This window comes from Ruegeria marisrubri, assembly GCF_001507595.1.
Classification (GTDB): domain Bacteria; phylum Pseudomonadota; class Alphaproteobacteria; order Rhodobacterales; family Rhodobacteraceae; genus Ruegeria; species Ruegeria marisrubri.
Window position 1 is genome coordinate 58,236 of sequence record NZ_LQBQ01000035.1, and the last position, 13,631, is coordinate 71,866.

A 13,631-nucleotide genomic window follows, 5' to 3' on the forward strand; every position below is an offset into this window, starting at 1 on the left:
AAAACGAAGAACAGGCCGGAAGGAATAGAAGGACGTTGCCAGTGAGCCAGAACAAGCCGGACATAGCCCCGCCGCCCCTGAAGAACGACTGCTTTGCCCTGCCGCCGGGCGTGAACTGGACCCCGGTGGACGAGGCGCTGGCCCTCCTGCAGGAGCGGCTGAGGCCCGTCACGCGGATCGAAAGCGTTCCGGTGTCACGGGCGTTGGGGCGGATATTGACGGTCGATGCCATCGCCAAACGGTCGAACCCGCCGCTGCCCAACTCGGCGGTGGATGGATACGGCTTTGCGGGCGGCTTTCCCGAGGGCAGCCATGTCCTGCCGCTGGCCGAAGGGCGCGCCGCGGCGGGGGTTCCCTTCGAGGGGACGGTACCTGCCGGGCAGGCGCTGCGCGTGCTGACGGGGGCGGCCCTGCCCGAGGGGGTGGATACGGTCATCCTGGAAGAAGACGTGACTGTCGAGCAGGGGCATATCGCCTTTCGCGGCCCGCTCAGGCAGGGGGCCAATACCCGCAAGGCGGGCGAGGACGTGGCTGCCGGCGACGTGATCCTGCCGGCCGGACGCCGGCTGACGCCTGCGGATCTTGCGTTGCTCTCGGCCGTCGGGCTGGCCGGGGTGCAGGTGCGGACCCCGCTGCGCGTGGCGGTGCTGTCGACCGGGGACGAACTGGTCGAGCCGGGGCAGGAGGCCGGCCCGGGACAGATCTTTGACGCCAACCGGCCGATGCTTCTGGCCGTGGCGGAAAGGCTTGGCTTCGAGGCGATCGACATGGGGCGCGTCGCCGACGAGCGGGAGCTGTTGAGAGACAGGCTGAACCAGGCAGCGGCCAGGGCCGACGTGATCCTGACCAGCGGCGGTGCCTCGGCGGGGGACGAGGATCATGTCTCGGCCCTCCTGCGCGAGGCCGGGGCCATGCAGGAGTGGCGCATCGCGCTGAAACCCGGACGGCCCCTGGCCTTGGGCGTCTGGAACGGAACGCCGGTTTTCGGGCTGCCGGGCAACCCGGTGGCGGCGATGGTCTGCACGCTGATCTTCGCCCGTCCCGCCATGGGGTTGCTGGCTGGCGAGGGCTGGAGCGCGCCGCAGGGATTTGACCTGCCGGCTGCCTTCGAGAAGCGCAAGAAGCCAGGCCGCCGCGAGTATCTGCGCGCCCGTGTCCGGGACGGCCGGGTCGAGGTATTCCACTCCGAAGGTTCCGGCCGCATCAGCGGTCTCAGCTGGGCCGAAGGATTGGCCGAGATCGAGGATGGGGAACGTCACATTCGGCCCGGAGACCCGGTCCGATTCATCCCCTATGCAAGTTTCGGCCTGTAGCCCCAACGTTGCGGGTTTCCGGGAGTGCCAGACGGCGACTAGTCGAACGTGCCGGCCACCCGCCCCAACAGCATGAAGGCCCGCGCGGTGCGCGTCTCGCCCAGTGCCGTCAGTTCGGCATCGCTCGCTTCGGGCTCGAAATCGATGATCATCTGGTCGAAGCGCCGCAGAAAGTGATGGGCCGCGTCGCGGAAGATCGGGTCCTGCTTCATCCGCCCCGCGGTCAACGCCAGGGATGAGCGGTCATGTATGCCGCCGAGCGCCGCAACGGCCCGACCGCGGGTTCCTTGTGCGAATTGGCGCCAGACTTCGGGCCGCGCCATGTCGGGCCGCAGATCATCCATGTAGATCCCCTCCTGACTGAGCAGGGTCAGAACGTCCTGCGCGGCCTGGATGAGTTGTGATGCCTTGCGGTCCTTGAGCGCCCTGCGCAGCGCCGCAAACCCTTCGGTGTCTTCCGTCGTTTCCGGAAAGTTCAGGGCGCGGATGAATTCCTCGGTCGTCAGCGGCGGCGACAGGTCCTCGGCCGGCGTTCCCAGTTCGAGCGACGCCTGTCCCGCCGTGGGCTGCGTATTCGCATGGGTGAACTTGACGGGGCGGGGGGTGTCCTGTCGCGACGTCGAGAACGTCGCCAGCACGGTCTCGGTCTTCTTCGCGGTCTCGACGATTTCGTCGAGCTTCTTCGTCACCGAGGGCTCGTGCGAAATCGTCGTTTGCCGTTCCTTGACATAGGTGTTGCGGATCGCGTCGATCGCGGTCTGCAGACGGCGGCTTTCCTCGCGCATGATGCGGCTGGCGCGCATGGCGGTCGCGGCGACCCAGATCATCGCCACCGGCATGAAGACGGCCAGCATCGTCACGACCAGTCCGCTGGCGCCCTCGTCCGACGGCATGACCAGAAAAACGACCGCGAAGATCAGCCAGGCCAGGCTCAGCAAGATCGCGACGATTTCGACCCCCGTGATGGCGGCCCATTGGGGGCGGTCGAAGATACCCAAAGACGTCGGGCGGTCCGAATCGCGATCTGGCTGTTGCTCGGACATGAAAAGCTCCGTCAGGAGTACTGGATGCTCAGAATTTCATAGGACCGCAGGCCGCCGGGTGTGCGGACCTCGACGCTGTCGCCTTCATCCTTGCCGATCAGGGCGCGCGCGATCGGGGATTTGATGTTGAGAAGACCGGCCTCGATGTTGGCTTCGTGCTCGCCCACGATCTGCCAGGTCTTTTCCTCATCGGTGTCCTCGTCCACCAGCGTCACACGCGCACCGAATTTGATTGCACCCGAGAGCTTTCCGGGGTCGATCACGTCGGCAAGCGACAGGATGCCTTCCAGCTCCTTGATGCGGCCCTCGATGAAGGACTGCTTTTCGCGGGCAGAATGATACTCGGCATTCTCGGACAGGTCGCCATGTTCGCGGGCCTCGGCAATGGCCTTGATGATGGCGGGCCGCTCTTCGGTCTTGAGCTTTTTCAACTCGGCCTCAAGCGCGGCGAAGCCCGAAGGCGTCATCGGAATTTTTTCCATGTCTCTTTTCCACGCAAAATTTCATCGCCCCGCCGCATGATGCGCCGGGGCGAGTGGTTGGTTCAACAATTACCTGACCCAAATAGGCCGCGAAATGCAAGGGGCCAAGGGGGTTGACTGGTCAATTCGCGGCTTGGCGCCGTTTGCGATCGGTCGGAATCCGCCGGTGACGCCGGTCGTGACGATTGTCCGAGTGCCAGCGACCCGGCGGAACGTTCAGCCACAGCATCTCAATCATACTGAACAACCTCGAATTCGATGCCGTTGTCATCGTCGAAATAGAACCGGCGCCCGGGTTCGTAATCTGCGTGGTTGTGCGGCTCGAAACCGGCGGCGCGGACCTTGGCCTCGGTCGCGTCGATGTCCTCGACCAGCACGCCAACATGGTTCAACCCGCCGATGGTGTCATAGCTGCTTTCGCCCGCCGGCTTCGGGTCGGCAGGGGCATACAGCGCTAGGTAGGTATGCGTGCTGCCCACATGCACGGTATAGCCGCCCGCGATCGCCGGGCCTTCCCAGCGGGTTTTCCATCCGAATACGTCCTGCATCCAGGCCGCGGTGGCCTGCGGGTTGCGGACGGTGAAGTTCGTGTGCTCCAGCGTCGCCATCATGGGGTCTCCTTTTCATGTCAGGCTTGTTTCGACTCACCGTAATTCCTAAACCTAACTTTAGCTCAAGAGATTTTTTCGGGAGGAACCGATGCCCGCATCCGAAGGCCTTTCCATCGGCGCGCTGGCGCGTCGCACGGGGTTGGCGGTATCCGCCATCCGCTACTACGAGACGCAGGGCCTGATTTCCCCCTGGCGCAATCCGGGCGGGCAGCGGCGGTACCAGCGAGCCGACATCCGTCGGCTGAGCTTCGTGATGATCGCCCAGCAGTTCGGCCTGACCCTGCCCGAAATCCGCGAGGTGCTGGCCGGCCTGCCCGACAACCGCACACCCACACCTGCGGATTGGAAAAAGATCAGCCAAGGCCTGCGCGCGCATCTGGATCAGCGAATCGATGCCTTGCTGCGCCTGCGTGACAATCTGGACGGCTGCATCGGCTGCGGCTGCCTGAGCCTGCCGAAATGCGCGCTCTACAACCCCGACGACCGGGCAAAAACGTATGGCAGCGGTCCCAGGTACCTGATGGGTGACGCGCCCGAGGACTGAAATGCCGCATTGCGGCAGTGTTACGCCGTGTTTTGATTGACCCGGCCGTTTCACAGCGGTTAATCAGCCGTGAAACAAAATTGCGCCGATCATGCGTTGAGAGCGCCAATTCGGAAAGTTAGCGAAGGAGCCCACGATGGCCGAAATTGAACGCGAAGCGATGGAATATGACGTGGTGATCGTGGGTGCCGGCCCGGCGGGTCTGTCGGCGGCCATCCGTCTGAAACAGCTCGACGCAGATCTGAACGTCGTGGTGCTGGAAAAGGGCTCCGAGGTCGGCGCGCATATCCTGTCGGGCGCCGTGCTGGACCCTTGCGGTCTGGATGCGCTGATCCCCGACTGGAAGGAAAAGGGCGCGCCGCTGAACGTGCCCGTGCGCGAAGACAACTTCTACATGCTGGGCGAGGCCGGCCAACTGCGCATCCCGAACTGGCCGATGCCGCCGCTGATGAACAACCACGGCAACTACATCGTCTCGATGGGCAATGTTTGCCGGTGGATGGCCGAACAGGCCGAGGAACTGGGCGTCGAGATCTTCCCCGGCATGGCCTGCTCGGAACTGGTCTATGGTGACAATGGCGAGGTCAAGGGCGTCGTGGCCGGTGTCTTCGGGCTGGAACCCGACGGGTCCTATGGCCCCAACACCGAGCCGGGGATGGAACTGCACGGCAAATACGTCTTCCTCTCGGAAGGTGTGCGCGGGTCGCTCTCCAAGGAAGTGATCGCCAAATATGACCTGCAGGCCGGCAAAGAGCCGCAGAAATACGGCGTCGGCATGAAGGAAATCTGGGAGATCGACCCCGCCAAGCACAAGGAGGGAACGGTCACCCACACGATGGGCTGGCCGCTGGGTGGCAATGCCGGGGGCGGCTCGTTCATCTATCACCTGGAAAACAACCAGGTCTATGTGGGCTTCGTGGTGCACCTGAACTACAAGAACCCGCACCTGTATCCCTACATGGAGTTCCAGCGGTTCAAGCATCACCCGATGGTGGCCGAACTGCTCAAGGGCGGCAAGCGCGTGGCCTACGGCGCCCGTGCGATCACCGAGGGCGGCTGGCAGTCCCTGCCCAAGCTGGTGGCGCCGGGCGTGGCGCTGCTGGGCTGCTCGGCGGGCATGGTCAACGTGCCGCGCATCAAGGGCAACCACAACGCGATGCTGTCGGGCAAGGCCGCGGCCGAGGCGGCCTTCGAGGCCATCAAGGCCGGACGCGGCGGCGACGAGCTGGCCGAATATGAAAACGAGGTGCGCACCGGTCCGATCGCCAAGGACCTCAAGAAGGTGCGCAACGTCAAGCCGATGTGGTCCAAATGGGGCATGATCCCCTCGCTGGCTCTGGGTGGGCTCGACATGTGGACCAACACGATGGGCTTCTCGCTGTTCGGCACCCTGGGCCACGGCAAGACCGATGCGGAATCGACCGAGGAGGCCAGCAAGCACCAGAAGATCGACTATCCCAAGCCGGACGGGACCCTGTCCTTCGATCGCCTGACCAACGTGGCGTTTTCCTTCACCAACCACGAAGAAAGCCAGCCCTGCCACCTCAAGCTGACCGACCCCGAGATCCCGGTAAAGGTCAACCTGCCCAGGTTCGACGAGCCGGCGCAACGGTATTGTCCGGCAGGCGTGTACGAAGTTGTCACCGACGAGGACCAGCCGCGATTCGTCATCAACTTCCAGAACTGCGTCCACTGCAAAACCTGCGACATCAAGGACCCGAGCCAGAACATCACCTGGACGACGCCGCAGGGCGGAGACGGGCCGAACTATCCCAACATGTGAGCAGAAAACCGGGCAATGGCGGGGCGGAAAACGCTCTGCCATTGCCTCTTGGTCACCGAAGCCCTAGCTTGATTTCCAGCACAAGAGCAAAAGGCAGGATTTCGGTGTTTTCCTTGGTTCGTCACGCGGCGATAGCCGTGATTGCAGCTGGTATCGCGTTGCCGGCGCCGCTTGCGGCGCAATCCGGCGTGGGCGCTTATCTTGCCGGTCGGCAAGCCATGCATGACAGCGACTACGCCGCGGCGGCGGAATACTTCGTTCAGGCTCTGGTGCGGGACCCCGACAACGTCACGTTGATGGAAAACGTCGTCCATGCCCAGTTGGCTCTGGGCGAGCTGGAGCGCGCCTATCCCATCGCGCAGCGAATGGAGGCGCAGGGGCTGCGCAGCCAGGTCGCGCATATGGTGATCGTGGCGAACCTGATCGCCCAGGAAAAATTCGAGGAACTCCTCGCCCGCGATCCCGAGAGTCAGGGGATCGGTCCGCTGGTGGACGGTCTGCTTGCCGCTTGGGCCTATATGGGGACCGGTGCGGTTTCCAAGGCGCTGGAGCAGTTCGACAAGGTGGCCGAAGAAAACGGGCTGCAAGATTTCGCGCGATATCACAAGGCGATGGCGCTGGCCTCGGTCGGCGATTTCGAAGGCGCCGAAGAGATCTTCGCGGCCGATGGCGGCCGGGTTGCCCGAATCTCGCGCCGGGCGGCCTTGGCCAGGGCCGAGGTCCTCTCGCAACTCGACCGCAACGAACAGGCGCTGGAAAGTCTGACACAGGCCTTTGGCGCGCAGACGGACCCGGCGGTGGCAAATGTGGCCGCGCGGCTTGAAGCCGGAGAGAAGCTGCCGTTCACCCATGTGCGCTCGGCGGTCGAGGGAATGGCCGAGGTGTTCTTCACTTTGGGGGCCGCCCTCAATGGCGAGGCCGCGGACGAGTATGTCCTGATCTACGCACGCACGGCGAGTTTCCTGCGGCCCGACCACATTGATGCGCTTTTGCTGAGTGCAGAACTGCTGGACGAACTTGGCCAATATGATTTGTCGGTCGCGACCTATCGGATGGTGCCGACCAGCAGCCCCGACTACCACGCCGCCGAACTGGGCCGGGCCGAGGCACTGCGCCGCGCCGGCAAGACGGACGCCGCCATCGAAGTTCTGGAAAAGCTGGCGCAGGACCATCCCGAATTGCCGGTCGTGCACAGTTCGCTGGGTGATTTGTTGCGGCAGCAGGAAAAATACGCCGATGCCGTGCGCGCCTATGACAAGGCTCTGGAATATTCCGCAGAAGGCGCGGGTGCCGAGTGGTTCCTGTATTACGCCCGCGGCATCTGTCACGAGCGGTTGAAACAGTGGGAGAAGGCCGAGGCGGATTTCCGCTCCGCGCTGGAGCTCAACCCCGAGCAGCCGCAGGTGCTGAACTATCTGGGCTATTCGCTGGTCGAAAGACGGGAAAAACTGGACGAGGCGCTGGAAATGATTCAACGCGCGGTCCAGGCGCGGCCCGACAGCGGCTATATCGTGGACAGCCTCGGCTGGGTGCTGTTCCGGCTGGGGCGCTATGACGAAGCGGTCGGGCACATGGAACGCGCCGTCGAACTGATGCCGGTCGATCCAGTGGTCAACGACCACCTGGGCGACGTGTACTGGGCGGTGGGCCGGGCCCGCGAGGCCGAGTTCCAGTGGAAACGCGCCCTGTCCTTCATCGACCCCGAGGACACCGACGGCGAAGCCGACCCCGAGCGCATCCGCCGAAAGCTGGAGGTCGGCCTGGATGCGGTGTTGGCGGAAGAGGGGGCTCCGCCCCTGAAGGTCGCCAATGACGGTTGAGGAGTTTGCTCCTGCCAAGATCAACCTGACCCTGCATGTGACCGGCCAGCGCGCGGATGGCTATCACCTGCTGGATTCGCTCGTGATCTTCGCCGATGTGGGCGACCGTGTAACCGTTTCGTCCGCCGAGGCCACGCGTCTGACGGTCAGCGGGCCCAGGGCGGCAGGCGTGCCGACGGGCGATGGCAACCTTGTCGTTCGCGCGGCCAGGGCGATTGGTGTCGACGCGGATATCCACCTGGAAAAGCACCTGCCCGCCGCGGCCGGAATTGGCGGGGGCTCGTCGGATGCGGCGGCGACCTTGCGTGCGCTGTCAAAGCTTTCCGGAAAGCCGCTTCCGGCCATGCCGGAGATCCTGTCGCTGGGGGCGGACGTGCCCTTGTGCCTGCGTCGCGGCATGGTGCGGATGGAGGGGATCGGCGAGCAGCTGACCGATCTTGACCCGGCCTTGCCGCTGCGGCTTCTCCTGGTCAATCCGGGCGTGGAAGTGCCCACGCCCCTCGTGTTCAAGGCGTTGCGACGCAAGACCAATCCGCCGATGGACTGGCCGATGCCCAAGGAAGGCTGGATCGAATGGCTGGCCGCGCAGCGGAACGACCTGGAAGCGCCCGCAATCGAAGCGGCCCCGGTGATCCAGACGGTTCTGGATGCCTTGCGCGACAGCCCCGGATGCCAGCTTGCCCGCATGTCCGGGTCGGGTGCGACCTGTTTCGCGATCTTCAAGGACGCGGAGTCACAGAAGCAGGCGCTTGAGGCAATTCGCGTGACGCATCCCGACTGGTGGTCGGTTGCCTGTGCGGCGGTCGCGTGAACTCAGTTCAGCCGCGCCACGACATAATCGGCTAGGCCCCGCAGCAATGTGCGGATCTCGTGATCGGGCAGAAGATCCAGTGACGCCTTGGCCTTGGCCGCCCAGGCATTTGCGTCGGCACGGGTCGCCTCCAGCGTGCCATACTTGGCCATCAGGGCAAGGGCCTCTTCCAGGTCGCCTTCCTGTTGGCGACCTTTTTCGATGGTGCGCCCCCAGAATGCGCGCTCCTCGTCCCTGGCCTGGGCGACGGCCTTGATCACCGGCAGGGTCAGCTTGCGCTCGCGGAAATCGTCTCCGACGTTCTTGCCGGTGGCCTTGCTGTCGCCCTGATAATCCAGCAGGTCGTCGGCGATCTGGAACGCGATGCCCAGCGCGTCGCCATAGTCGAACAGCGCCTTGACCTGCTCGTCCGTGGCGCCGGCGATGACGCCGCCCACTTCGGTTGCGGCCGAGAACAGTGCAGCCGTCTTGCCGCGCACCACCTGCAGATAGACACTCTCGTCGGTGGCAAGGTCAGTGGCCGCCGTCATCTGCAGCACTTCGCCTTCGGCGATCGTGGCCGAAGCATTCGCGAGAATGTCCAGAACCCGCAACGAGCCGGTTTCGACCATCAACTGGAAGCTGCGCGAGAACAGGTAGTCGCCCACCAGAACGCTGGACTTGTTGTCCCACAGCAGGTTGGCGGTCGGCCGGCCGCGCCGCTGGGCGCTTTCGTCCACCACGTCGTCATGCAGCAGGGTCGCGGTGTGGATGAATTCGACGGTGGCTGCCAGGCGGATGTGATGCTCGCCGGCATAGTCGAACAGCTTGGCCGCTGCCAAGGTCAGCATCGGCCGCAGCCGCTTGCCACCGGCCTCGACCAGATGCGCCGTCACCTCGGGGATACGCGGAGCGTGTTCCGACGCCATGCGAATGCGGATCAACTCGTTCACGGCCGCCATTTCATCGCTCAGGATCGCCGCCAGCCGTTCATGCGGTTTCGAGATCGCGTTGATGTTCATCACACTCCTGCTACAAGGCTCGACTAACGCCCCGCCTTGCCCTTAGATCCATCCCCATGAAAGAACTTCTGCGCAGCACCGATCCGACCGTCCTGGCCTTTGCGTCCGCCCTTCTTGAAGGCGAGGATATAGACTGCTTTGAGATGGACGTAAATATGAGCATCCTCGAAGGCGGCATCGGAATCTTTCCGCGCCGTCTGCTGGTGCGCGCCAAGGATTTCGACCGCGCCATGCGCGTGATGCGCGACAACGAGGTTCCCCTGCGGTGATGGCCGGGTTTGGTGACAGCGATCTGACCTGCGACGATTTTCTGGGCGGCCGCATCCGGTTGTGGCAGCCCAGAGAGGGATATCGCGCCGGTGTGGACCCGGTTCTGCTGGCGGCTTCGCTTCCCGCGCGCGCCGGTCAGTCGGTTCTGGAACTGGGCTGTGGCGCTGGGGCTGCGATCCTTTGCCTCGCCGCGCGGGTTTCCGGGCTGGGCCTGACGGGGGTCGAACTGCAACCCGCCTATGCGGAACTGGCACGTCGCAACGCCGCCGGGAACGCTGCGGAGCTTGAGGTGGTCGAGGGCGACCTGTCCGCTCTGCCGGCAGAGATGAAACAACGTCAGTTCGATCACGTTCTGGCAAACCCGCCCTATTACCGCTCTGGCGCGCACAGCCCTGCGACGGATGAAGGGCGCAGCGTCGCGCTGGGCGAAAGAACACCCCTGGCCCTCTGGTTCGACGTCGCGGCCAAAAGGCTTGCGCCCAAGGGATACCTGCATGTCATCCAGCGGGCAGACCGTCTGCCAGAGATGCTGGCCGCTTGTTCAGGCCGGCTTGGATCGATCGAGGTGCTGCCGCTTTCCGCCCGGGCCGGCCGCGCGCCCGAGTTGCTGATCCTGCGGGCCCGCAAGGGCGGGCGTGCGGCATTTCGATTGCATGCACCCTTGATTCTGCATGCCGGCGACAGGCATCTGCGCGACGCAGACAGCTATACCCCCGAGATTTCCGCCGTGTTGCGCGACGGGGCGGCCCTGCCATGGCCCTCGGGTCGATAGGCAGCGTTCAGCCGAAAATGTCGGATTTGTGACGGATTCTTCGCGATGCGGCGTGACAGTCGGAAAACGATGTGGTCAACTCGTATCGTTACATCGCAAGAGAAGGAGGATCGCCATGAGCGTGAGCGCACATCTGACCGAACTGAAGAAGAAGCACGCAAACCTCAGTCTCGAAGTAGAAGAAGCACAACGCTCCCCAGGCATCGATGATCTCCACATAGCTCAGCTGAAGAAACAGAAGCTCAAACTCAAAGAAGAGATCGAACGGCTTTCCAGCTAACGTTTGAGGCTGGCGCGTGCCGCCATGGCGGCACCGCCGGTGATGAGCAGGGCCGCGATCGCTAACGTCCATGACGGAGCGGCGATCCCGGCCACCACAAGTGCCAAGGTTGACAGCAGCGGTGCCGCGTAAGAGCTGGTACCGAGGATCTGAATGTCACCGTGCTTGACCCCGACATCCCAGACATAGAACGCCAGTCCTACCGGCCCGAGGCCGAGTGCAAAGGTGGACAGCCAGCCGATCGTGCTGTCCGGGAACACGGTTTCCTCCAGGGCGAAATGCAGCCCCCACGACGCGATGGCCGTCGCGACGCAGAAGACGGCGACCGAATTGGTGGGCGTATTGCCCAGCCGACGCGACAGGACGGAATAGCCCGACCAGGTGAGCGCGCACAGAAAGGCCAGCGCATAGCCGGGCAGATGCTGCGCCTGAAACCCGGTGCTGCCCCCGCCGGTGATGATCAGCGCCGCGCCCGCAAAGCCCAGGCAGGCGCCGAACAGGTGCCCGGCGCGCAGGGATTCGCCCGGCAGCAGGCCCGAGAACAGGACGATCAGCAAAGGCCAGAGATAGGCGATCAGCCCCGCCTCGGCAGCAGGCGCCATGCGCAGCGCCGAGAAATACAGCGCGTGATAGCCGAACAGCCCCATTGCGCCGAACAGGTAGACGGTCCAGCGCACATGTTTCAGCTGCGCCAACCCCCCGCTGCGCGCAGTCCAGATCAGGCCAAGCGTTCCGCCGATGGTGAAACAGATTGCGTTCAGCAACAGGGGCGGAATCGGGGCCGATCCCACCGTGAACAGAGCAAGCAGAGACCAGAGCAGAACGGCAACGAAGCCGATTGCGGTAGCGCGGGTTTTCGTCATTGGGCGGGAATATCCTCGACATCGATCACGGTGAATCGTTCCGAGACCATCCGGGTTTTTTCGATCTCTGCAAGCATCCAGTCGCGGAATGCGCGAATTTGCGGGCGATCCTCGGCGCCTTTCCGGGCCAGGAACCGGAACAGCGCGCGCGACTGGATCGCGGTCGAAAAGGGGGCGACCAGCTTGCCGTCGAACAGATCCTTGACGACCATTGCTCTGCGCCCCAGCACGACACCCGCCCCGGCCAGGGCAGCATCCACTGCGTGATCGGCCTGGCTGAAATGCGGCCCGTGCTCGGGGCGGAAGTCTATCCCCACTGCCCGGAACCAGGTGGTCCAGTCGCAGGGAGGGTCAAGGAAGGTCACGGAATCGTCGAAGATCAACGGTGCCTTTGTCAGGCTTTCGGGGGTGGGGTAGCGTTCCGCCAGCTCGGGCGTCATGACCGGCACGAACCATTCGCGGCGCAGGGGCACTGAGTAGAGACCGGGGTCGGGGCCATACCCAAAGCGGATGGCCACATCCACCTCGTCCCTTTCAAAGTCCAGCATCCGCAGCGTCGCCACGAAACGCAGGTCGATGTCTGGATGGGCGCGGGCAAACTCGATCAGCCGCGGCGCCAGCCACTTGGCGGTAAAGGCGGGGCCGGCCGTGACGGTCAGCGTGCTGTTGTCCTGCAACCTCTTTGTGGCGCGCCAGGCGTCCGAAAGTCTCTGGAAGCCTTCGGCAGCCCCGGGCGCAAGCGTCCGGCCGGCCTCGGTCAGTTCGACCGCCCGGTTCAGGCGGCGGAACAGCGGCTGGCCCAGATGCTCCTCCAGCGACTTGATCTGGAAGGACAGCGCGGCCGGGGTGACGTTGAGCTCTTGGGCGGCCAGCGAGAACGACATGTGGCGCGCGGCGGCGTCAAAGGCGCGAAGGGCGGTCAGCGGGGGCAGGCGGTCGGGCATATCGGTTAAATAATACTTAATCGAAACTTTGAAAAGTCTCGTTTGTGACCTTTGAAATCAAATGCCACCTTGATCGCAAGTCAAGACAGCCTGTTGTGAAAAGGAAGTCCGCAATGATCGAGATGACGACCAACCCCGCCGCCCGCTACGCCTTTCAGCGCGCGCATGAGGAACGCGGCAAGGTGATCAAGCAGATGCTGAACTGGGTGTTCGGTTCCCGCTGAACGGCGCGCGCACGTTCTTACGGGATACAAGAAGGGCCGGTCCCCAAGGGGCCGGCCCGCTTTCTTGCCGCTGGGGCTGTATCAGACGAAGTACTGCGCGCCGTTGGCCGAGATGGTCGAGCCGTTGATGAACTGCGCGTCGTCCGAGGCCAGGAAGGTCACGCAGCGCGCGATCTCTTCCGGTTCGCCGAGGCGTCCGGCCGGGATCTGGCTGATGATCATTTCGCGGACCTTCTCGGGCACCGCCATCACCATTTCGGTGGCGATGTAGCCGGGGCAGATCGCGTTGGCGGTGATGCCCTTGGCCGCGCCTTCCTGCGCCAGCGACTTGACGATGCCCAGATCGCCGGCCTTGGTGGCGGCATAGTTGACCTGGCCGAACTGGCCCTTTTGACCGTTGATCGAACTGATCACGATCACGCGGCCGAAACCGCGCTCGCGCATGCCGGGCCAGACCGGGTGGACGGTGTTGAACACGCCGGTCAGGTTGGTGTCGATGACCTCCTGCCACTGTTGCGGGGTCATCTTGTGGAAGGGCGCATCGCGGGTGATGCCGGCATTGGCCACCACGACGTCGATCGGGCCCAGATCCGCTTCGACCTTGGCGATCCCCGCCTTGGATTCCTCGTAGTCGCCGACATTCCACTTGTAGGTGGCGATACCGGTTTCTTCGGTGAATTTCGCCGCAGCTTCGTCGTTGCCTGCATAGGTGGCGGCCACATTGTAACCTTCGGCCTTCAGAGCCTTGGAAATCGCCGCGCCGATGCCGCGCGAGCCGCCGGTGACGAGTGCTGTACGTGCCATTAAGTATTCCTCCGATTCGAATTGGCTTGGTAATCTTGCTACAAACTATGCTGCAGATGCGCAATA

Annotated in this window: 15 protein-coding genes; 8 read left to right on the forward strand and 7 right to left on the reverse strand. The window is 64.0% G+C overall.

Annotated elements, in window-relative coordinates; genetic code table 11:
- Positions 1–41: 41 nt before the first annotated feature.
- Positions 42–1,313, forward strand: a complete 1,272-nt coding sequence (locus AVO45_RS14510; protein ID WP_068348215.1) for a molybdenum cofactor synthesis domain-containing protein — start codon at positions 42–44, stop codon at positions 1,311–1,313.
- Between the two features lie 38 nt (positions 1,314–1,351).
- Here the strand turns inward: AVO45_RS14510 and AVO45_RS14515 are convergent, their stop codons facing one another.
- The 3 genes from AVO45_RS14515 to AVO45_RS14525 all read right to left on the reverse strand — a co-directional run bounded on the left by AVO45_RS14515 (position 1,352) and on the right by AVO45_RS14525 (position 3,449).
- Entirely contained in the window at positions 1,352–2,356 is a 1,005-nt protein-coding gene (locus tag AVO45_RS14515) for a hypothetical protein (protein ID WP_068348217.1), read from the reverse strand.
- A gap of 11 nt (positions 2,357–2,367) precedes the next feature.
- Positions 2,368–2,838: a transcription elongation factor GreA gene (gene greA, locus AVO45_RS14520; RefSeq protein ID WP_068348219.1), complete on the reverse strand. Its 471-nt coding sequence runs from the start codon at positions 2,836–2,838 to the stop codon at positions 2,368–2,370.
- Positions 2,839–3,068: 230 nt separating this feature from the next.
- Positions 3,069–3,449: a VOC family protein gene (locus tag AVO45_RS14525; RefSeq protein WP_068348221.1), complete on the reverse strand. Its 381-nt coding sequence runs from the start codon at positions 3,447–3,449 to the stop codon at positions 3,069–3,071.
- Between the two features lie 88 nt (positions 3,450–3,537).
- On the opposite strand from AVO45_RS14525, the gene soxR reads away from it, so the two are divergent.
- From soxR to AVO45_RS14545, 4 genes are all read left to right on the forward strand, one after another.
- On the forward strand, positions 3,538–3,993 hold the full coding sequence (gene soxR, locus AVO45_RS14530) for a redox-sensitive transcriptional activator SoxR (protein WP_068348223.1): 456 nt from the start codon (positions 3,538–3,540) through the stop codon (positions 3,991–3,993).
- A 136-nt stretch (positions 3,994–4,129) separates the two neighbouring features.
- Positions 4,130–5,776: an electron transfer flavoprotein-ubiquinone oxidoreductase gene (locus AVO45_RS14535; protein ID WP_068348225.1), complete on the forward strand. Its 1,647-nt coding sequence runs from the start codon at positions 4,130–4,132 to the stop codon at positions 5,774–5,776.
- A 104-nt stretch (positions 5,777–5,880) separates the two neighbouring features.
- Positions 5,881–7,596 carry a tetratricopeptide repeat protein gene (locus AVO45_RS14540; RefSeq protein WP_068348227.1) on the forward strand — a complete coding sequence of 572 codons (1,716 nt, stop codon included), beginning with the start codon at positions 5,881–5,883 and terminating at the stop codon, positions 7,594–7,596.
- A complete protein-coding gene (locus AVO45_RS14545) occupies positions 7,586–8,407 on the forward strand; it encodes a 4-(cytidine 5'-diphospho)-2-C-methyl-D-erythritol kinase (RefSeq protein WP_068348229.1) in 822 nt (273 codons plus the stop codon). Before AVO45_RS14540 ends, AVO45_RS14545 begins: the two co-directional genes overlap by 11 nt.
- Before the next feature lie 2 nt (positions 8,408–8,409).
- On the opposite strand, the gene AVO45_RS14550 is transcribed toward AVO45_RS14545, so the two are convergent.
- Positions 8,410–9,408 carry a polyprenyl synthetase family protein gene (locus AVO45_RS14550; RefSeq protein ID WP_068348231.1) on the reverse strand — a complete coding sequence of 333 codons (999 nt, stop codon included), beginning with the start codon at positions 9,406–9,408 and terminating at the stop codon, positions 8,410–8,412.
- Positions 9,409–9,464: 56 nt separating this feature from the next.
- On the opposite strand from AVO45_RS14550, the gene AVO45_RS14555 reads away from it, so the two are divergent.
- The 3 genes from AVO45_RS14555 (at position 9,465) to AVO45_RS19475 (ending at position 10,730) form a co-directional block, all read left to right on the forward strand.
- The gene (locus tag AVO45_RS14555) at positions 9,465–9,677 is read left to right on the forward strand and encodes a putative signal transducing protein (RefSeq protein ID WP_068348233.1); all 213 of its coding nucleotides are present in this window, start codon (positions 9,465–9,467) and stop codon (positions 9,675–9,677) included.
- Positions 9,677–10,450, forward strand: a complete 774-nt coding sequence (locus AVO45_RS14560; RefSeq protein WP_068348235.1) for a tRNA1(Val) (adenine(37)-N6)-methyltransferase — start codon at positions 9,677–9,679, stop codon at positions 10,448–10,450. The genes AVO45_RS14555 and AVO45_RS14560 overlap by 1 nt, the downstream gene beginning before the upstream one ends.
- 115 nt (positions 10,451–10,565) lie before the next feature.
- Positions 10,566–10,730, forward strand: a complete 165-nt coding sequence (locus AVO45_RS19475) for a YdcH family protein (RefSeq protein WP_082688815.1) — start codon at positions 10,566–10,568, stop codon at positions 10,728–10,730.
- Here AVO45_RS19475 and yddG read toward each other — a convergent pair.
- The 3 genes from yddG to phbB all read right to left on the reverse strand — a co-directional run bounded on the left by yddG (position 10,727) and on the right by phbB (position 13,565).
- A complete protein-coding gene (gene yddG / locus AVO45_RS14565) occupies positions 10,727–11,593 on the reverse strand; it encodes an aromatic amino acid exporter YddG (protein WP_068348237.1) in 867 nt (288 codons plus the stop codon). The genes AVO45_RS19475 and yddG overlap by 4 nt on opposite strands.
- On the reverse strand, positions 11,590–12,537 hold the full coding sequence (locus AVO45_RS14570; RefSeq protein ID WP_068348239.1) for a transcriptional regulator GcvA: 948 nt from the start codon (positions 12,535–12,537) through the stop codon (positions 11,590–11,592). The genes yddG and AVO45_RS14570 overlap by 4 nt, the downstream gene beginning before the upstream one ends.
- Before the next feature lie 305 nt (positions 12,538–12,842).
- Positions 12,843–13,565 (reverse strand): acetoacetyl-CoA reductase, encoded by a 723-nt coding sequence (gene phbB / locus AVO45_RS14575; RefSeq protein ID WP_068348241.1) that lies wholly within the window; start codon positions 13,563–13,565, stop codon positions 12,843–12,845.
- Positions 13,566–13,631: the final 66 nt, after the last annotated feature.